Source organism: Kitasatospora sp. NPDC093102, from assembly GCF_040683915.1.
GTDB lineage: Bacteria > Actinomycetota > Actinomycetes > Streptomycetales > Streptomycetaceae > Kitasatospora.
The window spans coordinates 1-23281 of sequence record NZ_JBFBFA010000050.1; the positions used below are offsets into that span (position 1 = coordinate 1).

A 23281-nucleotide genomic window follows, 5' to 3' on the forward strand; every position below is an offset into this window, starting at 1 on the left:
CAGATATGACAAACGTGTCTATGTCTTCCTCGGCACGGTCACGGTCGCCGCCCTGGCCATCTGGCTCCGCTCATGATCGACCGGACAGAACCTAGCGCCAGCAACTCCTCGACGGCTCCCGGTAGATCGGCGACGGCGAAGTCGAGGTGCAGCCGCGCGCCGCCTTCCGGCCAGCCCGGCGCACGGTGGCCGTCCACCCGGACGAAGGCCAGCCCGGGCGCGGAGCCGGCCGGGGAGAGGGAGGCGAAGTCCTCGTCGCTGTGGGTGAGTTCCCACCCGGTGGCCTTCTGGTAGAAGGCGGCGAGCGCGAGCGGGTCGACGCAGTCGAGGACGATCGTGGCGGGCTGGTTCAGCACGGACATGGTGCGGGCTCCTGCGGTTGCGGGTGAATGCGGGTGCTGTTGCTGTGCACAGCCTGCCGCCGGCCCGCCGTGCCGGTCTTGAACATCCTTGCAGGGGGCCTCCGGACCGGCCCGGACGTCAGACCCCGCCCGTACCCTGCCGACCGTGCTCACCGCCGAACCCGTCGCCACCCGGCCCGACTTCGACATCAGCGCGGTCGCCTGCCGCAGCGACCACACCCGCTGGTCCCCGCCGGAGGTCCACCGCGGCCACCGCATGGTGCTGGTCCGGCACGGCCGCTTCCGGCGCCGCGCCGCCGGGGTGGCCGCCGACCTCGACCCGACCCTCGGCTACCTCGGCACTCCGGGCGAGGAGGAGAGCTTCGCCCACCCCGGCGGCGGCGACCGGTGCACCTCGATCAGCGTGACGCCCGCGCTCTGGCGCTCCCTCGCCGGCGACGAGCCCGGGCCGGTCGCCGGAACGCTCTACGTCGATCCCGGACTCGGCCTCGCCCACCGCCGCCTCCTCGCCACCGCCCGCTCGGGGGACGTCGACTACGCCGTCACCGAGCAGCTGCTGGGACTGCTGGCCACCGCCGTCACCCGTACGTTCCTCGGGCCGACACCCGCGGCGGCCCGCCCGTCCGCCGCCCGCGACCGCGCCCTGGTCGCAGCGGCCCGCGAGGCGATCGCCGGGGACCACCCGGCCTCCCGCACCCTGCTGTCCCTCGCCGAACTCCTGGGCGTCTCCCCGTACCGCCTGAGCCGCGCCTTCCCCCGCGAACTCGGCGTCTCACTCACCCACCACCGCCACCACGTCCGCATCACCCGCGCCCTCGACCGTCTCGAAGCCGGCGAACCCAGCCTCGCCACCCTCGCCACCGACCTCGGCTACGCAGACCAGGCCCACCTCACCCGCACCCTCCGCCACCACCTCGGCCACACCCCCACGGCCCTCCGCCTCCTGCTGAAATCTGCCGCGGAGTGAGAAGTCGGCCCACCCGGCTTCCCGCTCCCCCACCGACAGGCACCGCGCCGCAGCAACCCGCGCCGTTCCGGCTCACCCGGGTCGAGCAGGCCACCGCCACCGTTCCCCGAGCAATTCGGAGCCGCCGCGCCCTGACCCCGCGCGCCCCGCCCGCCCGTACCTCCCGGGTGGGGGCCCCGGCCGGACGCCCGCGCAGCAGCACCGGTAAGCGCTTTCGGTCACCCCCGGGCTCTGGACGGGTGGAGGAGGTGCTCATGGGAGAAGCGAAGAGCGATCGGGACGACGGGTTCCAGGCGTTCATCGTCGCGGCCTGGCCGCGCCTGGTGCGGACGGCGTACCTGCTGGCAGGCGAGCAGTACGCGGCCGAGGACCTGGTGCAGTCCGCCGCCGAGAAGGCCTGCGCGGCCTGGTCGAAGGTGCGCCGGGCCGACGATCCGTACGCCTACGTGCGGCGGATCCTGGTCAACCAGCACGCCCGCCGCTGGCGCCGCCGGGCGCCCGAGCTGCTGGTGGAGGCGGTGCCGGACGCGGCGCGGGTGGAGGACGGCTTCGCCCGCTCCGACCAGCGCGGGGCCCTGCTGGCCGCGCTGGCCACCCTGCCGCCGCGCCAGCGCGAGGCAGTGGTGCTGCGGCACTGGGAGGACCTGAGCGACAGCCAGACGGCGGTCGCCATGGGGTGCTCGGTGGGCGCGGTGCGCAGCCACGCGGCGAAGGGCATCGCACGGCTGCGGCAGGTCACGGCGCTGGTGGAACTCAAGGACACGACGCGGATCGGAGGAGTGGCATGAATCGGGAGCCGGACGGGGTGGGTACGGGCGTGGACGACGGCAAGGACCTGTGGGTGGGGCTCGGCCTGGCCGAGGCGGCGGCCGGCGCGCGGATCGGCCCGGCCCCGGTGGCGGACATCGTGGCGGGCGGCCGCCGGCTGCGGCACCGCCGCCGGACGGTGGTCGGCGCCGTGGCGCTGGCCTCGCTGGTGGCCCTGAGCGGCGGGGCACTGGCGCAGCTGCGCCCGGACCCGGCTCCCGCCCACGGGATCGCTCCGGCGGGCACCGGCACCGTGCTCGCGCCGGCGACCGCCCCTGCGACGAGCGCGATCCCCGCGGTGCGCGACCCGCTCACCCCGGTCCGGGTGCTGCTGGGCCAGGGCCGGACCCCGGACGGCAAGCAGTGGCAGCTGTGGGAGGCGCTGTGGCCCGAGGCCCCGCGGGAGCGGGCGTTCGAGCAGGCGACGGCGGTGTGGGAGGAGCGCAGCCGGTACGACCCGGTAATCTCCAGGCCGCCGGAGGACTTCGTTCGGCAGTACTGGCAGCCCGACTCCGATGTCGTCAACGTCTACTTCACGGTGGACGGGGTGCGGCTCAGCCATGACTCCGAGGGCGCCCAGGCGGCCCCGGGCAAGGTGGACCCGCGCAGCAGGACGGGCTTCGGCGGCGGCGTGGTCGGCCACCGGGGCAAGGGAGACACCGTGGCCCCGCTCGACGTGGTGCTGCTCTCGCTCGGCCCGGACGTCGGCCGGGTGGTGGTGACCTGGGTGGACGGCTCCACCACCGAGCCGCCGTTCGTCACCGTGGCCGACTCCCCCATCCGCGCGATGGTGGTGGCCCGCCCGGGGACTCTGCGGGCGAAGTCCTGGCAGTTCTTCGACAAGGACGGCACCGAACTCCCGGACACCGGCGCCAGGTTCCTCACCGAACCGGCGTCCTGACGCGCCACCGCTCGTCGGGGCCTGCGGCCCGACCCGGTCGACGCACCCGCCCGGGGCGTGGTGGCCGGACGGGAGGCCCACTCCTCCGCGTCGGACGGGAGGCCGACTCCTCCACGCCGAGCGGGTGGCGTTCGGCCACCATCGCGGCCATCGTCCGCAGTTCCGTGAAGTAGGAGGCGCCGTACTCGTCCTGGATCAGCGGCAGGGCCTCGTCCAGCACGGCGAGGTACTCGCGGAGGGCGGCCACTCGCTCACCGTCGAGCCCCTTGTGGATGTCCACCCACACCAGCCCGGCGATCTCGAAGTCGAGCAGCGCCGCGTCCTCTCCCGCGAGTCGGGTTCTGCGCAGGGCATCCGGGAAGGGGGCCTTGCGGAACGCGCCCCAGAGCCGGGCGAGTTCATCGTCGGCGTGTGCCATCCCTGCAGTCTCGCCGCTCACGACCGTCCCCACCAGCGGTTTGCGGAGTGGGAAGTCGGCTCGGCCGACTTCCCACTCCTCCCCGTCCCTCCTCAGCCGAGCAGGAGCTTCGCGGCCACCGTCGCGCCGTCCGTGCGGCCATCGGCTCGACGTCCCCGCGCGACCCGTACGTCGACAACACCACTCGCACGTCGTGACTCCCCGTTTCCGCAGACTGCGTCCTTGAGCCGGTGATTCTGCGGCATCACCGGGGCCTTGCGGCAAGGCCCCCCGTGCGCTGTACGTTGAGAGTGGCGAGGAGTGGTGACACCTCCGCGGACGCCGGCACAAGTGCCTTCGCAACGCCGCCACAGCACCGAACTCCCCTTGACCGCCCGGCCCTTCCGGCCGTCCGCAGCGCGCCGGGCACCCGGAATTCCCCGACCGGGCGCCACACCACCTGCCAGACTCTCCCCCATGCGCGCGATCATCGAGGACATGGCCCGCCAACTCACCCGCGTGCCGGGCGTGGTGGGGGTGATGCTCGGCGGGAGCCGGGCGCGGGGCGAGGAGCGGCCGGAGTCGGACTGGGACCTCGGGGTGTACTACCGCGGCGGCCTCGACCTCGACGCGCTGCGGGCGCTCGCCGGGCCGGAGGTCGAGGTGGCCGGCCCGGGCGGCTGGGGCCCGTGGGTGAACGGCGGGGCGTGGCTGCGAATCGACGGTGTCGCCGTGGACTGGATCCTGCGGGACCTCGACCGGGTCGGGCAGGTGTGGGCGGACTGCCGGGAGGGCCGCTACGAGGTGGGGACGCAGGCCGGCCACCCGCTCGGCTTCTGGTCGCCCTGCTACCCGGGCGAGGTCGCCCTCGGGCAGCCGTTGGCCGACCCCACCGGGGAGTTGGCACGGCTCAAGGAGCAGACCGCCGACTACCCGGAGCCGCTGCGCGCGGCCCTCACCGCGGCCACCTGGGAGGCCGGCTTCCTGCTCGAAACCGCCGCGAAGAGCGCCGCCCGCGCCGACGCCCTGCACGTCTCGCTCTGCCTGTCCCGCGCCGTCGGCATCCTGGTCCAGGCCCTGTACGCCCATCACCGCCGCTGGTGCCTCAACGAGAAGGGCGCACTGGCCGTAGCCGAGCAACTTCCCGACACCCCACCGGACTTCGGCCCGCGTGTGCGTGGCCTGCTCGCCATGCCCGGCGGGTCGGCGGCCGAGCTGACGGCCACCGTCGCCCGGGCACGGGAGCTGACCCGGGAGACCGTGGCCGCGCTGGACCGCTGAGCCGGCCCGGGGTGGAGCACAGGGCCCCGGCGGTGCCCGGTGGCGCGGTGCGGGGTGGTCAGTCCCGGTGCCAGGAGGCAGTGAGCTCGTGGTCGGGTTCGGCCGTCACCGCGACGGCCGCCGCCCTCAGTTCCCGCTCCCAGTCCTGCTGCGCCCCGGGCTCCAAGCCGTCGAGGCAGTCCGGGCAGCAGAGCCGGCCGACCACCTCCGCGAGCCATTCCTCCGCTGCGGTCGCGTTCGAGCCGCCCAGGTGCCAGAGCCTGACGACGGCCTCCCCCGGCGTGATCTCCCCCGACGTCAGCCGGGCCGCCGTGCGGTGCAGCACGCAGCGCCGGACGAAGTCGCCGTCCGGCACCGGCAGGCCGAGCTCGGCCATCGCCTGCCACAGCAGCTCCGTCAGCTCGGCCGAACTCTCGCCCCGGCCCCGCCGCCCCGCCAGCTCGCACAGCGCGGGCGACTCCTCGCCGACGCCCGCCGCCAGCAGTTCGGCGGCGGCCATCGGCAGGCCCTCGGGGTGGACGAGTCCGGCGGTGTACTGCCAGGCCAGGGTGAAGGCGTCGTTCATGGCGACATCCTGACAAGACGACCGCGGCCGGCGCCACCGGATGAGCCGCCCGTGCGGAAAACCGCAGGGCGCGGCGGTGCGGTTTTCCGCAGGAGGTTCGCCGGAAACCCTCATACCGTCGCTGACCTGCGATTTCTAGCGTGGAGAACAGAGCCGGACGCACCAGCGCCGGCACCGCGACCACCCTGGAGCCCCGCATGCAGCACACCGTCCTCGCCATCGCCCAGCAGCCCGCCGACGGCTTCGCCGGCTGGGCGGCCGACCTGGTGGACACCCTGGGCGGCCCCGGGGCGGGCCTGGCGATCGCGCTGGAGAACCTGTTCCCGCCCCTGCCCAGCGAGGTGATCCTGCCGCTGACGGGCTTCGCCGCGGGGCAGGGCGTGATCAGCCTCGCCTCCGCCCTGACCTGGACCACCCTCGGTTCGGTCGCCGGAGCCGTCGTCCTCTACTGGCTGGGCTCTCTGTTCGGCCGGGAGCGGATGCACGCGATCTGGGCCCGGCTGCCGCTGGTCAAGGCCTCGGACCTGGAGCGCACCGAGGCCTGGTTCGCCCGGCACGGGACGAAGGCGGTGCTGCTGGGCCGGATGGTGCCGATCTTCCGCAGCCTGATCTCCGTGCCGGCCGGGGTCGAGCGGATGCCGCTGCCCGCGTTCGTCATGCTGACCACGATCGGCAGCCTGGTGTGGAACAGCGTGCTGGTGATGGCCGGGTTCCTGCTCGGGGACCGCTGGGACGTGGTGGAGACCTACGTCGGCCTGCTCTCCAAGGCGGTCCTGGTGCTGGTCGTGGTGGCCGTGGCCGGGTACGTCGCGATGCGCTGGCGCGGACGCAACAGCGCCGCCCGGCACCGCCGCGCCCGGTGAGCGGCCCGGCAGGCCCGGCAACCCCGACCGGCCCCGCAACCCCGACCGGCCCCGTAAGCTCGGACCCCGTGCAGGGGGATGGAACAGACACCACGTCATGGCCGCGCCGAGCCGCCGGAGTTCTGCTCGGCTGCCCGAGCGCCGTCCTGGCCGCGCTGTACCTCCTCCTCGCGGCCGCCGCCCTCGGCCCGTTCCTGCTCTGGCCGCACACCCGCCCGTACGCCGCGCCGGCCCTGCTGTCCGGGGTGCGCCGGCTGGCCGCCCTGGAACGGGCCCGGCGCAGCGCGTTCTTCGGCGACCGCTTCCCCCGCCACTACCGGGCGGACGACCGCAGGCTGCTGCGCTACCTGGTGGTGCGCAGCGGCGGCGGGCTGGTCGCCGGGGTGGTGCTGGGGCTGCTGGTCTTCGGTGCGGTGCTGGCCGTGCTGCTGGTCGGCGGGGTGCTGCGCGGCTCGCTGGGCTGGGAGGAGCTGGCGACCCAGGTGCTGCTCGGCGGGGTGCTGCTCTTCCTGGCCGTGCAGGGCCTGTTCTCGCTGGCCGCGTCGGACGCCAGGACCGCCCGGGAGTGCTTCGGACCGTCCGAGGCCGAGCTGCTGCGCCACCGGATCGCCGAACTGGCGGACAGTCGGGCCGCGGTGGTGCAGGCGGTGGACACCGAGCGGCGGCGGATCGAGCGGGATCTGCACGACGGCGTGCAGCAGCGGGTGGTGGCGCTGGCGATGCTGCTCGGCCGGGCGCGGCGCGGCCTGGGCCGCGACCGGGATCCGGAGCGGACGGAGGCGCTGCTGCGCCAGGCCCACCGGGAGGCGCAGGAGGTGCTGACCGAGCTGCGCGAGGTGGCCTGGCGGGCGTACCCGTCGGCGCTGGACACCCTGGGGCTGGAGGAGGCGCTGGGCGGGGTGGCCGAACGGTGCCCCGTCCCGCTGCGGCTCCGTTACGAGGTGGCCGGCCCGTTGCCCGAACCGGTGCGCACGGCGGCCTACTTCGTGGTGTCGGAGTGCGTCACCAACGCGGCCAAGCACTCCGCCGCCTCGGCGGTCTCGGCCCGGGTCGAGAGGACCGCCGCCCTGCTCACGGTACGGGTGGAGGACGACGGCGGCGGTGGCGCGGACCCGTCGGGCAGCGGCCTGACCGGCCTGCGCGGGCGGGTCGCCGCGCTGGACGGTACCCTCCACGTCCACAGCCCCGCCGGGGGCCCGACCGTCATCACCGCGGAGCTGCCATGCGCGTGACCCTCGCCGAGGACTCGACCCTGCTGCGGGAGGGCCTGGTCCGCCTGCTCGCCGAGGAGGGGCACGAGGTACTGGCCGCGGTGGGCGATGCGACGGCCCTGACGGCGGCGGTGGCGGAACAGCGGCCGGACGTCGTGGTGGTGGACATCCGGATGCCGCCGACCCACACCGACGAGGGGCTGCGGGCGGCGGTGGAGATCCGTGAGCGCTGGCCGGAGGTGGGCGTACTGGTGCTCTCCCAGCACATCGAACTCGGTTACGCGGCCCGGCTGTTGGACGCGGGCGCGGAGCGGGTCGGCTATCTGCTGAAGGACCGGGTGGCCGAGGTCGAGGAGTTCCTGGACGCCCTGGTGCGGGTCGCGGCGGGCGGTGCGGCGATCGACCCGGAGGTGGTCCGCCGGCTGGTGGTGCGCACCACGCGCACCGACCCGCTGGCCCGGCTCACCCCGCGCGAGCGCAGCGTCCTGGAGGCGCTCGCCGAGGGCTGGACCAACGCCGCCATCGCGCAGCGGCTGCACGTCTCGCTGAGCGCGGTGGAGAAGAACCTCAACGCCGTCTTCGACAAGCTGGACCTGCCCCGCACCACCGACCACAACCGCCGCATCCTGGCCGTCCTGCACTACCTCGGCGCGTAGTCCGCCACGACGACGGCCCCGACGGCCCCGACGGCCCCGGCGTTTCCGACGTCACGGACCCAGACGGGGAAGGGTCCGATCACCGACTCCTGTCCGTCCGCCTCGTCCGTCAGCCTGGTCACGCCGGGCTCCTCGTCGGCCAGGAAGTCCGCGACGATCGACCCGAGGTCCGCCACCGGCTCGTACGCGCCGCGGAACGGCAGGTCGTCCGCGCCGACCGACCCGGTGGAGCACCGCAGGTGCCCGGCCTGGTCGTCGTGCCAGACGTAGAACGTGGCCGGCCCGTCGTGGCCCAGCGCCCGGACCCGTTCCCGGAGCAGGGCGGCGGTCCGTTCGAAGGCGTCCACCACCTCCCCGGTCGTCAGTGCCTGCCGGTCCTCGACCTCGGCGCTCAGCCACCAGGTGTTGGTCTCCCACTCCACCGGGTGGTCGTCCGGCTCCAGTGCGAGCGGCTCGTCGGCCAGCTCGGCGATCCACGTCAACAGCATCGGGGCAGTAGCCCCCGGCCGGGGCGGCGCTCCGGCGCCCGGGCCTCAACGGTGCCGCAATGCCCGGAGCGCGGCGACCGGGCTCGCGACCGGGTGGGTGCCCGAACCGGCGCGCGGACCCGGGTCCGGCCCGGCACCTCGGCGGCCGGTGCCCGGCGGACCGATGGTGAGCACCCGGTCGGCCAGCGACAGCAGGGCCCGGTCGTGGGTGATCAGGACGGTGGTGCGCCCGGCCATCAGGTGGCGCAGCGGGGGGATGAGCTGCTCGACGGTGTGCGGGTCGAGGCCGGTGGTGGGTTCGTCGAGGACGAGGACCGGGGTGTCGCGCAGGAGGGCGCGAGCGATGGCGATGCGCTGGCTCTGGCCGCCGGAGAGCTGGAAGCCGTCGGCGCCGATGGTCGTGCCGTAGCCGTCCGGGAGGGCGGTGACGAAGTCGTGGGCGCCGGCGGTGCGGGCCGCGTGTTCGATCTCGGACCGTGGGGCGCCGGGGCGGCCGTAGGCGATGTTGTCGGCGATGGTGGCGTGGAAGAGCGGTGCCTGCTGCGGGAGCAGGGTGACGGCGTGGCGCAGCGAGGCGAGGGTGAGGCAGCGGATGTCGTGGCCGTCGAGCCGGATGGTGCCCGCCTCGGGGTCGAGGAAGCGGACGAGGAGCTTGGCGAGGGTGGACTTGCCGCTGCCGCTGGGCCCGACGAGGGCCAGGGTCTCGCCGGGCGGGACGTCGAAGGCCACGCCGGTGAGGACGGGCGGGCCGGTGCCGCCGTTGCTGCCCGGGTAGGCAACGCGGACGCCCTCGAAGGTGACCCGGCCGCGCACCGGCCCGACGTCCCGGGCGCCGTCGCTCTCCCGTACCGGGCTGGTCATGTCGTGCAGTTCCAGGACCCGCTCGCCGGAGGCGCAGGCGGCGCCGGCCAGCGGGACGAGTGCGGCGAGCTGCTGGACCGGCTCGAAGAGCTGGGCCATGAAGGCCGCGAAGGCGAGCAGTCCGCCGAGGCTCAGTTTCCCGTGGATGACCTCCAGCGCGCCGACGCCCACCACGACCAGTGCGGCGAGCAGTTGCAGCACGCTGAGGAAGGGCTGGTAGAGGTCGGAGACCCGGGCGGCGGCGAGTTCGGCGTCGAGCAGGGCCCGGCCCTCGCGGTGGACCCGTTCGACCTCGCGGTGCTCCTGCCCGTAGGTCCGGGTGATCACGGCGTTGCGCAGGCTTTCCTCCAGCAGCGCGGTGATGCCGCCCGCGCGGCGCTGGACCTGGCGTTCGCGGGCGCGGATGCGCCGCCCGAACAGGCTGGTGGAGAGGATGAACAGGGGGGCGACGAGCAGTGCGGCCACGGTGAGCGGCCAGCTGAGGTAGAACGCGGCGCCGATGAACAGCAGCAGGCTGATGCCGGCCACGGCGCCCTCGACCATGCCGGTCGCCACCATCTGTTCGATCGCCGCGATGTCGGCGGTCATCCGGGCCACCAGGTCTCCGCGCCAGCGGGTCTCCAGGGTGTCCGGCGGCAGGGTGTGCAGGTGGGCGAGGGTGTCGGTGCGCAGCCGCAGCATGTAGCGTTCGGCGATCCAGGTGCTGGTGTAGGTGCCGGCGAAGGTGAACAGGGCGGCCGCGACGGCGGCGCCGAGCATGGCGCCGGCGAGCGGCCAGAAGTCGGCGAAACGCCGTGGGACGAGGACGTCGTCGATGAGGTCCTTGAACAGCCAGACCGAGACGACCTCGCCGAAGGCTCCGAGGACGAGCAGGACGGCGGCCACCGGGAGCCAGCGCGCGTCGGGGCGCACCCAGGGCCAGAAGCGGTGGAACAGTCCGCGCAGCGGGATGGCCGGCGAGTCCGCCACCGGCCCCTGCGCGCCGGTGCCGTCGGGCCTCTCGTCGACCTTCCGGTCCGGCCGCTCGTTCCCCCCCTCGTCCGTCCTCCCGTCGGATTCCTCCGCTTGGTTCCCCGAGGCCGTCGCACCGTGCATGGCGCACCCCGTTCATGATGACGGGGCCGGCGGTGGAACCGCCGGCCCCGAGGTTGGAAACTATGACGGGTTGCTAGCGACCCGTACCGGTCCCTCCGTCACCACATGCCGAAACGACGACGGCGGTTGGAGCGACGACGACGGCGGTTCCGACGTCCGTTGCCATGGTCTCGACGGTCGAAGTAACTCATTGGTTGGCTTCTTTCTCTCGTCGCACCGGTGCTCCGCACGCTCAGGCCGCCGCCGAGGCGACTGCGCCGGGGAGATACGGGGTTGCGGCACCGGATCTGCCGTTCGTGGTCGGGTTCCAAACCGGCGGGGCCGGAGGCGAAATGACGCCCGGGTCCCTCCCACTCCTCCAGTATGTGGCCGGCAACGGAACCCGCAGCTCGGTATCCGCCATCCGGCTGACGGACGGGGCTCAGCCAGGCGTGACGGCGGAGGGCGTTCCGGCGGTCACCCGCAGCAACTCCTCGTACGTCATCGGTACGACCGTGTGCGGGTGCCCGGCGGCCGCCCAGAGCACCTCGTACTGCTGCAGCGCGGTGTCGACCACGGTGCGCAGCCGGGCCGGGTGGCCGGTCGGGGCGACGCCGCCGATGGCCTGGCCGGTGGCCTCGCGGACCTGGGCGGCGGTGGCGCGCTCGATCGGGCCGGTTCCCAACCGCCCGGCCAGGTGGACGGTGTCGACCCGGTGGGCTCCGCTGGTCATCACCAGCAGTGGCGCACCGCCGCAGAGAAACACCAGGCTGTTCGCGATGGCGCCGACCTCGCAGCCGAGCGCGGCGGCGGCTTCGGCCGCGGTGCGGGCGGAGTCGGGCAGGAGGCGGATCCCACCGGGGACGCCGGCCGCCGCCAGGGCCTCTGCGACGGCCCGACTGCGGGCGGGGAGGGAGGAAGTCATCGGCCCATCATGCCGTCCGTGCGGCGGCGGTCGGCGGCGTCGGCGGATCCGGCGGCGAATCCGGAGGACACCCGATCCCGCGCGACGGCCCGCCGAGGGGCGTCCGCTCGCCCACGGAGGACCCGCCCACCGCACCGCCGAGCGCCTCCCGGCAGGGCGTCACACAGTTTTCACATGACGGCCATCCAGCGGCCGCGCGCCACATTGACACTGTGTCAAGCAAGTCCGGAGCCGCCTGCTCTGCATACGTACGGTCAACAATCGAATGACATTGTGGCCACCGCGTGCGCAAGCCCGGCCGAGGCGGCGAACGGACTTTCACTCCAATCACACGGTATGACTAATATCGCTTCGTCAAAAATCCCGTGCCCCCCGGACGGCCCGCCCCTCACCGGCCGGCCGCCAGCCTCAAGGAGTCAGCTCTGCGCGCGCGTGCGAATCGGCGGCCCCCGACGCCGAAGGGCCCCCGCAGGCGTCCACGCCTGTCCCTGCGGACGGCGCTGCTCGTCCTGGCCGTCGTCCCCAGCATCGCCCTGGTCGCCCTCTGGGCCGTGACCAGCGGTGAGACCATCGCCGGCTTCCAGCGGCTGGCCGACCAGGCCACCATCGCGCAGAAGGCCGGCCAGCCGTCCAACATCGTCTACTACAACCTCCAGGAGGAGCGCCGGCTCAGTGCCGAGGCGCTCGCCCGGCCCGGCTCCAACGCCGACCAGCTGCGCCGCCAGCGGCAGCTGACCGACGACGCGGTACGCCAGTTCCAGACCCTCTCCGGGGCGACGGCCGACAACGCCCCCGCCGAGATCCGCGCCGCCGTCATCGAGGCCCGCCAGGCCATGGGCAAGCTGGCCGAGCAGCGTGCCGCCGTCGACCGCGGCACCACCGACCAGCAGAGCGTCTTCGCCTACTACACCGACCTGATCAGCGTCGACCTGCGGCTGTTCACCGCGCTCAGCCGGGTCGACACCGGTGAGGTCACCTGGCTGTCCAAGACCCTGGTCAACGGCTTCTGGGTCAAGGAGATGCTCTCCCGCGAGGACGCCATCCTGGCCCGCGGCTGGCCCACCGGGCGGCTGTCCGCCATCGACTACCAGCAGGTCCAGCAGCTGATCGGCACGCAGGACCACCTGCTCAACGTCCAGGTCATCCCGTACATCCCGGACTCCGAGGCGCCGGCCTGGCACGAGCTGGTCAACAGCCCGTCCTGGCAGGCCAAGGCGGCCGTCGAGCAGGCCCTGCTCCGGCCCACCGCGGCCGACGCCGGCGGCACGGTCAAGGTCCCGGCGACGCAGGACCAGTGGCGCCAGGCCCTCGACGGGCTCAACCCGCCGCTGGTCAAGGCGCTCGAGGACCGCACCAACGGCATCATCGAGGTCGCCAAGACCGCCATCATCGGCATGCTCACCCGCGTGGTGCTGACCACCGCCATCGGCCTGGTCACGGTCATCGCGGTCATCATCGCCTCCTGGCGCCTGAGCCGGTCGCTGCGCCGCCGCATCAAGGATCTGCACACCCAGGCCGAGGACATGCAGCGCACCCTGCCCGAGGTGGTCGACCGCCTCGGGCGCGGCGAGCAGGTGGACGTCGAGGCCGAGAGCCACAGCATCACGGCCGGCTCGCACGGCAACGGCACCGACGAGCTGGCCCGCCTCGGCCAGGCGCTCAACCTCGCCCGCTCCGCCGCCCTGAACGCCGCCGTGGGCCAGGCCGAGCAGCACCGCGGCTTCGAGCGGCTGCTCCAGCGCATCGCCCGCCGCACCCAGCTGCTGATCGGCCGCCAGCTGCGCAAGCTGGACGAGCTGGAGCGCCGGCACGACGACCCGGAGGTCCTGGAGGGCCTCTTCGACCTCGACCACCTCACCGCCCGTCTGCGCCGCTACGAGGAGAACCTCGTCATCATGGCCGGCGGCCAGCCGCAGCGGCGCTGGCGCAAGCCCGTCCCGCTGCTGGACGTGCTGCGCGCCGCGCAGGGCGAGGTGCAGGACTACCGTCGGATCTCGATCGACATCGAGGGCCACCCGTGGCTCTCCGAACGGGCCGTCGGCCCGGTGGCGCACGTGCTCGCCGAGCTGATGGAGAACGCCACCACCTTCTCCAAGCCGCCCACGCCGGTCGAGGTGCGCGCCGCCATGGTCGGCCGCGGGCTCGCGATCGAGATCGAGGACCGCGGCCTCGGCATGGACCCGGAGCAGTACGACACCGCCAACGAGCTGATGAGCCGGCCCCCGCGCACCGACGTGCTGGCCCGGGCCGACGACATCCGCCTCGGCTTCCACGTGGTCTCCCGGCTGGCCGCCCTGCACGGGCTGAGGATCGAGTTCCGCCCGTCCGCCTTCGGTGGCACCCGGGCGGTCGTGCTCGTCCCGGACGAGCTGGTCCTCGATGGCGACACCGGGCTGCCGGACGGCGCCGGCGGCACGGCCACCGAGCCGATCCCGCTGGTGCGCCGCTCGCGCCGGGCCGTGCGCTCGGCCTCCGACGAGACGCCCGCCCAGGTGCCGGCCGGTCCGCCGGTCGCTCCGGTGGACTCCTTCACGCAGGGCGACTTCGCCCCGCAGGCGGCTCCGGTGCCGCTGTCCCCGGTGGGTGCCGGGGAGGAGTCGGGACCGGAGACCACGCTCCAGGAGGTCCCGCTGCCGCAGGCGCCGTTCCCGCCGGCGGTCGTCCAGCAGCTGCCGCTGCCCCCGGACGCTCAGGCGGCCCTCCCGGCGGCGCAGTTCGAGGCGGACCGGCCGTTCCGGGCCGAGCAGACGTACCCGTCCGCCCAGCCCTTCGGCGCGGAGCCGTCGTACGACGCTGAACCGTCCGTCGGCCCTGAGCCGCCTTACGGGTCGGAGCAGACGTACCCGTCCGCCCAGCCGTCCTTCCAGTCGGAGCAGCCGATCGAGCACAGCTCCCCGGCCGACCCGGCCCCCGCCCAGGGCGCCCCGGTCTACCCGGACATCGCCTACGCGCGGGTCACCGAGGCCGAGGCCCCGTACGCCGACGAGCAGTACCGCCCGGCCGACCACTACCGGCTGGCCGAGCGACGGCAGCGCCGCGAGTACCGGACCTCGGTGCCGTTCAGCCCGGCCGAGAGCGGCCAGCCCCCGCTGCCGCAGCGCGTCCGGCAGGCCAGCCTGGCGGCCGAGCTGCGGGTGCCCCCGCCCGACCAGCCGCAGTGGGTCGAGCGGCCCGCCGAGAACCCCGCGCCCGCGGGCCCGTTCCAGCGCACCGACTGCCCGGTGCGGCGCTCGGGTGCGGCGATCGGCGCCTTCCAGCGTCAGTCCCGCGCCGCCCGGGCCCAGGACAGCGGCGAGCACCCGCTGCCCGCCGCCCCGCCCGTCCCCTCCCCCGCACCCGCACCCGCCCCGTCCCCCTGGGCCCTTCCGGCCGCGGATTCCCGAACCACACGAACGGATGACCAGCAATGAACCGCACGATCGCCACCCACCAGGACCTGGACTGGCTGCTGGACGGACTCGTCGACTCGGTGCCCGGGACCAGGAACGCCGTCCTGCTCTCCGACGACGGTCTCGTGGTCAGCCACTCCCGCACCATCGAGCGGGCCGACGCCGAGCGCCTGGCCGCCGTCGCCACCGGCCAGCAGAGCCTGGCCCGGGGCGTCGGGCAGCTCTTCGACGGCGGACCGGTGCACCAGGTGATCGTCGAGCTCGCCGAGTGCTGGCTGTTCATCATCGCCGCCGCCCAGGGCACCCACCTGGCCGTGGTCGCCTCCCAGGAGGTGGACGCCGAGGTGATGTCCGTCGCGATGCACACCCTGGTGCAGCAGGTCGGCCAGAAGCTCACCACCCCGGCCCGCAACGAGGGCACCCCCGGCGCCCCCGGTGCCCCCGCCGCCCCGGCGTCCTTCGACGCCTTCGCCGCCCGGAACCGGGGCTGACGCAGGTGGAACCGTACGGGAACGACGCCTGGGGGGACGGCCGCGACGACGGCCGGCAGGCCGGTCCGCAGTCCGTCCCGACCTCCGACCCTCAGTCCGGCCCGCAGTCCGATCCGCAGTCCGGCTGGGACGACCGCTGGCGGCGCGGCGCGGTGCCGCACTGGAGCGAGCTGGCGGAGGACGAGGCGGAGGACGAGACGGGCAGCATGGTGCGCCCGTACACGATCACCCGCGGCCGGACCGCGCCGGAGCGCGACGACCTCACCCTCATCACCGTGCTCACCACGGTCGAGGCGGAGGCCGACGCGGCCCTGGCGCGGGGCAGCCGCGCCGGTGCGCGCGGCCTCCAGCCCGAGCACCGGCTGATCCTCGAACGCTGCCGGCATCCCATCGCCGTCGCCGAGGTGTCGGCGGGCCTGGACCTCCCGGTCTCGGTCACCAAGATCCTGCTGGGCGACCTGGTCGCCCAGGGCCTGCTGAACGCCCGGGCGCCGCTCTCGGTGGCCCGGGCCGCCGGGGGCGTGGACCTCGGCCTGCTCACGGCCGTACGCGAAGGACTCCGGAGACTCTGAACATGGCAACACCCCACTCCGCCATCGACGGCCCCGCCGCCGCCCCGGCCGCCGTCAAGATCCTGATCGCGGGCGGCTTCGGCGTGGGCAAGACCACCCTGGTCGGCTCGGTCAGCGAGGTCACCCCGCTGCGCACCGAGGAGTACCTGACCCGGGCCAGCGTCGGCGTCGACGACCTGGCCGGCGTCGACCAGAAGACCACCACCACCGTCGCGCTCGACTTCGGCCGGATCACGATCAGCCCCGAGCTGGTCGTCTACCTGTTCGGCACGCCCGGTCAGGAACGCTTCTGGTTCATGTGGAACGACCTGGTCAACGGCGCTCTCGGCGGGATCGTCATCGCCGACACCCGCCGACTGGACACCAGCTTCGCCTCCATCGACTTCTTCGAGAGCCGGGGCATCCCGTTCGTGGTCGCGATCAACTGCTTCCACAACACCAACACCCGCACCCCCGACGAGATCCGGGCCGCGCTCGACCTCGACCCGCAGGTGCCGATGCTGCTCGGGGACGTGCGCGAGCGCGCCTTCGGGCGGGACCTGCTGCTCGCACTGGTCGACCACCTGATGGACCTCGCCGGCACGCCCGCCGGCTGACCCTCCGATCCCCGGCCGGCCATCCGCACTCGTGAACTTCTCCCCGGAGCAATCCTCATGACCACACCCCTGCGCGTCCTCGTCCACGGCGGCGGCATCGGCGGCCTCACCCTCGCCACCGCGCTCGCCGGACGCGGCCACCACGTCGACGTCGCCGAGCTGCGCGAGCAGTTGGAGGCGCTCGGCGTCGGCATCATCCAGCCGTCCAACGCCCTGCACGTGATGCGCGAGATCGGCGTCCTGGACGACTGCCTGTCCGTCGGCTTCGAGTGGGAGGTGCTGACCATCTGCGACCCGGCCGGCGCCACCCTCGCGGCCATCCCGCAGCCCCGGATGGGCGACGTCCCCTCCAACAACGGCATCCCGCGCCCGGCACTGGCCCGCGTCCTCGCCGACGCCGCCGTCAGGGCGGGCGCCGCGATCCGGTTCGGCACCACCATCGACACCCTGACCGAGGACGCCGACGGCGTCCGGGTCGCCCTCACCGACGGGCACAGCGCCCGCTACGACCTGGTCGTCGGCTTCGACGGCATCGGCTCGCCGCTGCGCCGCCACCTGTACGGCGAGAAGTACGTCCCCGAGTACACCGGCTTCGCCAACTGGCGCGTCACGCTGCCGCGTTCGCCCGAGGTGCGGGGCGTGGTGATGTCCTCCGGCAACCTCGCGGCCAAGGCGCTGCTCACCCCGATCAGCGAGGAGCAGATGTACCTGGGCTCGGTCTTCGCCGAGGCCGAGGACTTCCGCCCGGACCCGGAGCACGCCCACGAGCAGCTGCGCGAGCGGCTGGCCGGATTCGGCGGTCCGATCGCCGAGGCGTTGGCGCAGATCACCGACCCGGCCGCCGTGGTCTACTCGCGGATCTCCCAGGTCACCGTCGAGGAGCCCTGGCACGTCGGCCGGATCGTCCTGGCCGGCGACGCCGCCCATGCCTCCACCCCGCACCTGGCCCAGGGCGCCGCGATGGCCGTCGAGGACGCCCTCGTGCTCGCCCAGAGCCTGGACGCGGCCGACACCGTCCCGGCCGCCCTCACCGCCTGGGAGGAGCGCCGTCGCCCGCGCGCGATGTGGGTCCAGGCCCTGTCCCGCGCCGTCCTCAAGCAGGAGACCGGCACCGCGACCACGCCGGAGGAGGACGAGCTCCTCAAGGTCGGCGTCCCGGGGGCGGCGCACGTCCTCGTCCAGCCGTACTGACGGCTGCGGTTCCGGCCGGCGGCAGGCTCGGCGGGGCGCTTCGGCGCGCCTCCGGGCCTGCCGGCGAGGGGTTCACCAGCGGCCGGCCAGCTGCAGGATCCGGTACCCGAGCCATCCCGGCAGGACCATCGCGAGGGCCAGGCCCACACTCACCAGGTCCGCCTTCCTCGTGGCGAGCTGCGCTCGCCAGGCCATCGTCCGCGGCCGCCTCCCGGTGGCCGCCAGGGCCGTGTGGATGGTGCGGGCCAGGTGCACCGTGGGCGTGTGCAGGTGGGAGATGCCCGACCGGGCCATCCACGCCGCCGGCCCCTTGCGCTCCTTCACCGGGAACACCCGAGGGGTCCAGTGGCCGTCGAAGGCGATGACGGCTCCGATCCAGTACCCGTCCGTGACCATCTCGCCGGGCAGCAGCGGGGTGGGGAGGCTCTCGTTCACCTGGCCGGCCAGCTCCGGAAGACCGCCCGGGGCCAGCAGGATCAGCTTCGCGGGGGGCTGCGTGGCCCGTGCCTCTCCGATCTCCCACCGCAGCCCTTCGCCCTGCCCCAGGCGCAGGACGATGAGCTGGGACAGGTCCATCAACCGGCGCACCGTGCCCTGCCAGTCGTCGAGCGGCAGGTAGAACCGGGCCGCGCCCAGGCGTGGCAGGTCCTCCCCCGGCTGCCCCACCGCGATCACGGGACCGACGGCACCCAGCGCGGCGGCGAACTGCACCTCCCGCGTGTGGAGGTCGGTCCTCGCCCTGCCGCCCGCCCGGGCGGCGGCGTCGTCGTCGAAGCTGCGCAGGTAGAGCACGGGTCTGCGACCGTCCCGCAGCAGGACCTGGGCAGCCCCGCGAGCCGCGTACGGACGGGTGCGGCGCAGAACCAGGAGGCCGCTCCCCGCGGCCGCCACACCGCCGGCCAGCAGCAGGAGCGACACCTCCGGGGAGAGGCCTTCGCCGCGCTCCGACAGGGCGACGGCCACGGCGAGGGCGCCGCCTGCGGACAGCGCCCGGCCGGCGGCGCCGGCGATCCGAACGGCTCGCCTCCGGCGCGGCTGCCGCGGGCCGTACCGGTCGACGAGCCCGACGATCTCGGCGACCCCGGACCGGCGGCGGTGCCGCAACCACAGGGCGGGCCCGAGGAGCACCAGGGCGATCGCCCCGCACCACGACGCCCCCACCGTGCTCCCGCGCACGTGCCGGCCCGTGCCCACGTTGACCAGCAGGTGCAGCGCCACATAGGCCGCCGCGACCGCGACCGCCGTGATCCACCGGGCGAACATCCGTAGCCGGGACGACACGTCAACCCACCCCCAAGCCTTCGCGCAGCTGCTTGAGCAGGACCCTTCAAACCGATACCGCACCCGACGGGCCGTCATGCGTGTGCGATCGGTAACGGTTTGGAGGCGCACGCCCCGGCCGCGCGGTCCTGTGCCCGCGCGCCCCGCCCTGCCGGCCGACCGGCCGCTCGCGCTCGACGAACGGCACTTCGACCTCACCGGGCACGAGGGCTCGTACGGATCAGCCTGCCGAACGAGTCTGCGTCGGACGGGCTGACGCCCCCGGCCCGCTGATCTGCTCGCGGCGGTCCCACACCGCCTTGGAGACGCGGGCGAGCAGTCGGGCCGCCGGGTCGGTGCGGTCCGTGCCGTCGGCGAGCGGGCCGGTGTAGCAGACGGCGATCAGATAGGGCGGGCAGTCGGCCGACTGGACGAGGCCGACGCTGAGCCGGGTGCCGGGGATCCAGCCGTTCTTGAAGGCGATCCGGGTGTTGGAGGGGAGGCCTGCGGCCAGGTCCACCCGGAACTCGTTGCATTCGAGCAGGGCGAGGAGTTCGGGTTCCCCGGCGAGCGAGCGCAGCAGCCGGACCAGGTCACGGGCGCTCACCCGGTTGTGCACGCCCCGGGCGCGCGCCGCGTAGTCCTCGATTCCGCGCGGAGTGGAGCTGCGCGTGGCTCCGGCGCGGCGCCACACTTCGGCGACGGCCCGCGGAGTCGTGCGGGCCAGGCAGATGTTGGTGGCCAGGTTGGAGGAGTGGGTGATCATCCGCTCGGCGAGCAGCCGGAGGGGCACGTGGGTGCCGAGCAGCTCCCAGGGCAGCGGATCGCTGTCCCAGTCCGGGTCGTTGCCGAACTCACCGCCCACGACGGACTCGAAGCGGTTCACCACCGGCACCTCGGCATCGAGGTTCGCCCCGCTGCGGCAGAGCGCGGCGAGCACAGCGACCTTCATCGTGCTGGCCGCGTCGTGAAGTTCGTCCGGGTTGCGGACGAACACCGGCTCCGCTTGTCCCGCCCAGGGGGCCACCACCACAGAGAGCATGGAGGAAGGGTAGGGGAGGCCGAGGTCGGACCTCGACGGTTGCGGCGCGCGACACGAGCACTCTGCCGCCGTGGCGGTCCGTCAGCCTCCGGGCAGGGGCAGGGGTTTCCGCCGCCACCGGCCGGCCGTCCGTCGCGGCTGCCGCACGACGACGCGGCCGTGCCTCTTCCTGCCAACCAGTTCCACGCGCAGCCTGATCGGCCCGTCGGGGTCCGGAGCCCGGTGGTTCCTGACCCTGCTGAACTCCAGCGCCAGGGCGTCGGCATCGACCACGACGCCCGGCCCGGTGATCAGCGTCAGGGTCTTGCCCTCCATGTCCAGGTCGATCCGCAAGGTGTCATGCGTGATCACCGCCTGGGTGAAGTCGAGTGTCACCTCGCACCACTCCACGAAGAGCTCCATCCGGCGCGGCACCACCCAGCGCCCCTCCCGCTTGACCGGACTCCACCGCTGGTCGATCCGGAGGACGTCCTTGACCTCCGCCACCACCCCGCCGGCCGAGACCGACACCGCCGGCAGGTCGGCGGTGAGACCGGCCAGCTCGCCGACCGTCCGCGCCGACAGGGCGGCCTCCACGCGCTCGTCCAGTTCGTCCGGGGTCAGGCGGCCGTCGCCGGCCGCGACGCGCAGCAGCTCGACCACCCGGTCCCGGTCCGCGTGGGAGGCCCGCATCCCGGGTTCCGAGCTGCGGCCGGAGTGCTTCCCGGCGGGTGACATCTCTCCCGGCATACTTCCCGTCCGTCCTGAGCTTGACGAAGGTCTTCGCGCGATGGGTCGGCGACGCGGACAGGAACTCACGATATATCGCGATAGGGGTTCCCGCCAGACCCGTTCGAAGGGGAGCGCCCTTCCGTCGCCCGCGCGCCCACCGGCATGCGGATGCCGCCGACGGCCCGGGGGCACGGCTACGGCCGCTCGGGGAGCCCGTCTCCGGCCGACAGCGCCCGGACGGCGTGGGCGATGTCGGTGCGCAGCCCGTCGAGGGTGTGGTCGGGGCCGAGGATCATGCGGCGGAGCTGGGGCATGGCGAGGCTCCAGCCGACCAGGCCGAGCGTGAGGAAGAGACGCACGCGGGGGTCGCCGGCGCCGTCCGCGGGCTGCGTCACCCGGAGCTTGTCCTGGTAGTGGCGGGTGCGGTCCTCCTCGCCGGGGACGGGCTGGTCGCCGAGTTCGAGGGCCTCCCACATGAGCAGCCGCAGGGCCTCGGGGTGGGCGCGGTGGTAGTCGAAGAGGCGCTCGGCGTACGTGGACAGGTCCTCGTCGCCGGGCGGGACGGCCTGGGCGAGGTCGGCCATGAGGCGTTCGAGAACGGCGGCGAAGAGCCTGTTCTTGTCACCGAAGTAGTCGTAGATCGCCCGCTTGTTGGCCTGGGCCTGGGCGGCGATGCGGTCCACCCGGGCGCCGGCGACGCCGTGCGCGGCGAATTCGGTGGCTGCCGCCGCAAGGATCCGCTCTTTGGTTGCCGTCGAGTCGTACGCCATGGACCGATGGTAACGAACCGGTTCGTTTGACGATCCCGCGACGGTCTGCCACGCTCGCATCGAGCATTCGAACCATCTAGTTCGTTCGGTTGGAGTTGTGATGCCTCGAATCAATCCGCCTGCCCTGCCGGAGCCCGCCCCGCCCGCGCCCGCCCCGCCGGAACCAGCGCCCGAGCCCGTGCCGCCGGAGCCCGTGCCGCCGGAGCCGGAGTCCGCCTCGCCGGGCGGACGGCTGCCGCTGGTGATGGCCCTGGCCTGCGGCGTCAGCGTGGCGAACGTCTACTTCCCGCAGGCCCTCACCCCGCTCGTCGCCGACGGCTTCGGCATCGCACCGGGCACGGCGGCGAGCGTCGCCACGGTCACCCAACTCGGCTACGCCACAGGGATCTTCCTGCTGGTCCCGCTCGGCGACCGGCTCCCCCGCCGCCCGCTGATCACCGTGCTGCTGGCCGTGACGGGCTGCGCGCTGCTGGCCGCCGGGCTCGCCCCGGCCGCCGGTCCGCTGGTCGCGGCCGGCGCGGTGGTCGGCCTGGCCACGGTGGTCCCCCAGCTGCTCCTCCCGCTGGCCGCAGGCCTGGTCGCGCCCGACCGGCGCGGCGCCGTGATCGGCACCCTCCAGGGCGGCCTGATCGGCGGCATCCTGCTGGCCCGCACCTTCGGCGGCGTCCTGGGTGAGCAACTCGGCTGGCGCGCCCCGTACCTGGCCGCCGCCGCACTCACCGGGCTGCTCGCGCTCGTCCTCGGCCTGGCGCTGCCCAGCACCGCACCGGCCGTCCGCGACCGGTACCCGGCCCTGCTCGCCGACACCGTCCGGATGCTGCGCACCGAGCCGGGCCTGCGCCGCTCCGCGCTCTGCCAGGCCGCCCTCTTCGGCGGTTTCAGCGCCGCCTGGACCGCGCTCGCCCTGTTGCTCACCGGCCCGCACTACCGGCTCGGCGCCCAGGCGGTGGGCCTGTTGGCGCTGATCGGGGCGGCGAGCATGTTCTGCGCCACGGCCGCCGGACGCCGGGTCGACCGGCACGGCCCGGACCGGGTGAACCGCTGGTGCACCGGCGCCACCCTCGCCGCGGCCGCGGTGCTCACCGCGGGCAGCGCGGGCGGCGCACCGGGCCTGGTCGCACTGGCCGCGGGCCTCCTGCTGCTGGACGTGGCGGTGCAGTGCAGCCAGGTCGCCAACCAGGCCCGCATCTTCGCGCTGCGCCCGGAGGCCCGCAGCCGGCTGAACACCGCCTACATGACCTGCTCGTTCCTCGGCGGCAGCGCCGGCTCCTGGCTCGGCATCCGCCTCCACGCCCAGCTCGGCTGGCCGGGGGTGTGCGGCCTCATCGCGCTCGCCGCGGTCGCCGCCCTGACCGCTCTGCGGGCCCGGGCCGACCGCTGAGTCCCCGACCACCCGTGTTCCCGGGTTCCCGGGTCACGAAGTCGCCAAGTCGCCACGCCACCAAGTCACCACTTCATCAAGTCGCCACGTCACCACGACAGCACGTCACCACGACACGAAGGATCTGCCATGACGTTCCCGGCCATGCCGCCCGCCGTCCTCCAGTTCTTCCGCGCCTCCCAGGAAGGCGACGCCGACACCTGGGCGAAGGCCTTCGCCGAGGACGGCGTCTTCCACGACCCCGTCGGCACGCCGCCGATCACCGGGCGCGCCGCGATCCACGACTTCATCGCCTCCGTCCTGCCCGGCTTCCGTCCGTTCCTCGGGCTGACGCCCCTGGAGGCACACACCGTCGGCAGCCACGTCGCGGTCTCCTGGCGGGGCGCCGCCGTCGCCCTGGACGGCAAGCCGGTCAACTGGTCCGGCATCAACGTCTACGAGCTGGACGACACCGGTCTCATCCGGGAGGCCAGGGCGTACTTCAACAGCGCCGTCTTCCGGGCCCAGCTCACCGGTTGAC

The 23281-nt window shown here is 74.1% G+C and carries 24 protein-coding genes; 14 read left to right on the top strand and 10 right to left on the bottom strand.

Annotated elements, in window-relative coordinates; all coding sequences use genetic code 11:
* Positions 1-38 precede the first annotated feature (38 nt).
* Positions 39-362, bottom strand: a complete 324-nt coding sequence (locus AB0O11_RS34350) for a VOC family protein (protein WP_363394884.1) — start codon at positions 360-362, stop codon at positions 39-41.
* Positions 363-507: 145 nt separating this feature from the next.
* Here AB0O11_RS34350 and AB0O11_RS34355 point away from each other — a divergent pair, with 145 nt between their 5' ends.
* The 3 genes from AB0O11_RS34355 to AB0O11_RS34365 all read left to right on the top strand — a co-directional run bounded on the left by AB0O11_RS34355 (position 508) and on the right by AB0O11_RS34365 (position 3037).
* Positions 508-1329 (top strand): AraC family transcriptional regulator, encoded by an 822-nt coding sequence (locus AB0O11_RS34355; protein ID WP_363394886.1) that lies wholly within the window; start codon positions 508-510, stop codon positions 1327-1329.
* A 254-nt stretch (positions 1330-1583) separates the two neighbouring features.
* Positions 1584-2117 carry a SigE family RNA polymerase sigma factor gene (locus AB0O11_RS34360; RefSeq protein ID WP_363394888.1) on the top strand — a complete coding sequence of 178 codons (534 nt, stop codon included), beginning with the start codon at positions 1584-1586 and terminating at the stop codon, positions 2115-2117.
* Positions 2114-3037, top strand: a complete 924-nt coding sequence (locus AB0O11_RS34365; protein ID WP_363394890.1) for a hypothetical protein — start codon at positions 2114-2116, stop codon at positions 3035-3037. Before AB0O11_RS34360 ends, AB0O11_RS34365 begins: the two co-directional genes overlap by 4 nt.
* Here AB0O11_RS34365 and AB0O11_RS34370 read toward each other — a convergent pair.
* The gene (locus AB0O11_RS34370; RefSeq protein ID WP_363394892.1) at positions 3018-3455 is read right to left on the bottom strand and encodes a hypothetical protein; all 438 of its coding nucleotides are present in this window, start codon (positions 3453-3455) and stop codon (positions 3018-3020) included. The two genes, AB0O11_RS34365 and AB0O11_RS34370, sit on opposite strands and share 20 nt — an antisense overlap.
* A 456-nt stretch (positions 3456-3911) precedes the next feature.
* On the opposite strand from AB0O11_RS34370, the gene AB0O11_RS34375 reads away from it, so the two are divergent.
* On the top strand, positions 3912-4715 hold the full coding sequence (locus tag AB0O11_RS34375) for a nucleotidyltransferase domain-containing protein (protein WP_363394894.1): 804 nt from the start codon (positions 3912-3914) through the stop codon (positions 4713-4715).
* 58 nt (positions 4716-4773) lie between these two features.
* Here AB0O11_RS34375 and AB0O11_RS34380 read toward each other — a convergent pair whose 3' ends face one another.
* The gene (locus tag AB0O11_RS34380) at positions 4774-5280 is read right to left on the bottom strand and encodes a hypothetical protein (protein ID WP_363394896.1); all 507 of its coding nucleotides are present in this window, start codon (positions 5278-5280) and stop codon (positions 4774-4776) included.
* A gap of 197 nt (positions 5281-5477) precedes the next feature.
* On the opposite strand from AB0O11_RS34380, the gene AB0O11_RS34385 reads away from it, so the two are divergent.
* From AB0O11_RS34385 to AB0O11_RS34395, 3 genes are all read left to right on the top strand, one after another.
* Positions 5478-6143 carry a DedA family protein gene (locus AB0O11_RS34385; RefSeq protein ID WP_363394964.1) on the top strand — a complete coding sequence of 222 codons (666 nt, stop codon included), beginning with the start codon at positions 5478-5480 and terminating at the stop codon, positions 6141-6143.
* A gap of 68 nt (positions 6144-6211) precedes the next feature.
* Positions 6212-7375, top strand: coding sequence for a histidine kinase (locus AB0O11_RS34390; RefSeq protein WP_363394898.1), 1164 nt, complete (start codon positions 6212-6214; stop codon positions 7373-7375).
* The gene (locus AB0O11_RS34395; protein WP_363394900.1) at positions 7366-8010 is read left to right on the top strand and encodes a response regulator transcription factor; all 645 of its coding nucleotides are present in this window, start codon (positions 7366-7368) and stop codon (positions 8008-8010) included. The genes AB0O11_RS34390 and AB0O11_RS34395 overlap by 10 nt, the downstream gene beginning before the upstream one ends.
* Here the strand turns inward: AB0O11_RS34395 and AB0O11_RS34400 are convergent.
* The 3 genes from AB0O11_RS34400 to AB0O11_RS34410 all read right to left on the bottom strand — a co-directional run bounded on the left by AB0O11_RS34400 (position 7995) and on the right by AB0O11_RS34410 (position 11358).
* Positions 7995-8498: a hypothetical protein gene (locus tag AB0O11_RS34400; RefSeq protein WP_363394902.1), complete on the bottom strand. Its 504-nt coding sequence runs from the start codon at positions 8496-8498 to the stop codon at positions 7995-7997. The two genes, AB0O11_RS34395 and AB0O11_RS34400, sit on opposite strands and share 16 nt — an antisense overlap.
* Before the next feature lie 45 nt (positions 8499-8543).
* Entirely contained in the window at positions 8544-10454 is a 1911-nt protein-coding gene (locus tag AB0O11_RS34405) for an ABC transporter ATP-binding protein (RefSeq protein WP_363394904.1), read from the bottom strand.
* A 421-nt stretch (positions 10455-10875) separates the two neighbouring features.
* Positions 10876-11358, bottom strand: a complete 483-nt coding sequence (locus tag AB0O11_RS34410) for a YbaK/EbsC family protein (RefSeq protein ID WP_363394906.1) — start codon at positions 11356-11358, stop codon at positions 10876-10878.
* Positions 11359-11909: 551 nt separating this feature from the next.
* On the opposite strand from AB0O11_RS34410, the gene AB0O11_RS34415 reads away from it, so the two are divergent.
* The 5 genes from AB0O11_RS34415 to AB0O11_RS34435 all read left to right on the top strand — a co-directional run bounded on the left by AB0O11_RS34415 (position 11910) and on the right by AB0O11_RS34435 (position 17597).
* Complete coding sequence (locus AB0O11_RS34415; RefSeq protein ID WP_363394908.1) at positions 11910-14768, top strand: nitrate- and nitrite sensing domain-containing protein; 2859 nt, start codon at positions 11910-11912, stop codon at positions 14766-14768.
* On the top strand, positions 14765-15238 hold the full coding sequence (locus tag AB0O11_RS34420) for a roadblock/LC7 domain-containing protein (protein WP_363394910.1): 474 nt from the start codon (positions 14765-14767) through the stop codon (positions 15236-15238). Before AB0O11_RS34415 ends, AB0O11_RS34420 begins: the two co-directional genes overlap by 4 nt.
* Before the next feature lie 206 nt (positions 15239-15444).
* A complete protein-coding gene (locus AB0O11_RS34425; protein ID WP_224282253.1) occupies positions 15445-15810 on the top strand; it encodes a DUF742 domain-containing protein in 366 nt (121 codons plus the stop codon).
* 2 nt (positions 15811-15812) lie between these two features.
* Positions 15813-16406, top strand: coding sequence for an ATP/GTP-binding protein (locus AB0O11_RS34430; RefSeq protein ID WP_363394912.1), 594 nt, complete (start codon positions 15813-15815; stop codon positions 16404-16406).
* A gap of 57 nt (positions 16407-16463) precedes the next feature.
* Positions 16464-17597 (top strand): FAD-dependent monooxygenase, encoded by a 1134-nt coding sequence (locus AB0O11_RS34435; protein ID WP_363394914.1) that lies wholly within the window; start codon positions 16464-16466, stop codon positions 17595-17597.
* 72 nt (positions 17598-17669) lie between these two features.
* On the opposite strand, the gene AB0O11_RS34440 is transcribed toward AB0O11_RS34435, so the two are convergent.
* From AB0O11_RS34440 to AB0O11_RS34455, 4 genes are all read right to left on the bottom strand, one after another.
* On the bottom strand, positions 17670-18878 hold the full coding sequence (locus AB0O11_RS34440; protein WP_363394916.1) for a transferase: 1209 nt from the start codon (positions 18876-18878) through the stop codon (positions 17670-17672).
* Positions 18879-19098: 220 nt separating this feature from the next.
* Complete coding sequence (locus AB0O11_RS34445; RefSeq protein ID WP_363394918.1) at positions 19099-19899, bottom strand: serine hydrolase; 801 nt, start codon at positions 19897-19899, stop codon at positions 19099-19101.
* Between the two features lie 81 nt (positions 19900-19980).
* Positions 19981-20571: a DUF1707 domain-containing protein gene (locus AB0O11_RS34450; protein WP_363394920.1), complete on the bottom strand. Its 591-nt coding sequence runs from the start codon at positions 20569-20571 to the stop codon at positions 19981-19983.
* A 233-nt stretch (positions 20572-20804) separates the two neighbouring features.
* Entirely contained in the window at positions 20805-21380 is a 576-nt protein-coding gene (locus AB0O11_RS34455; RefSeq protein WP_363394922.1) for a TetR family transcriptional regulator, read from the bottom strand.
* A gap of 244 nt (positions 21381-21624) precedes the next feature.
* On the opposite strand from AB0O11_RS34455, the gene AB0O11_RS34460 reads away from it, so the two are divergent.
* The gene (locus AB0O11_RS34460) at positions 21625-22761 is read left to right on the top strand and encodes an MFS transporter (RefSeq protein ID WP_363394967.1); all 1137 of its coding nucleotides are present in this window, start codon (positions 21625-21627) and stop codon (positions 22759-22761) included.
* 129 nt (positions 22762-22890) lie between these two features.
* Positions 22891-23280: a nuclear transport factor 2 family protein gene (locus tag AB0O11_RS34465; protein WP_363394924.1), complete on the top strand. Its 390-nt coding sequence runs from the start codon at positions 22891-22893 to the stop codon at positions 23278-23280.
* Position 23281 lies beyond the last annotated feature (1 nt).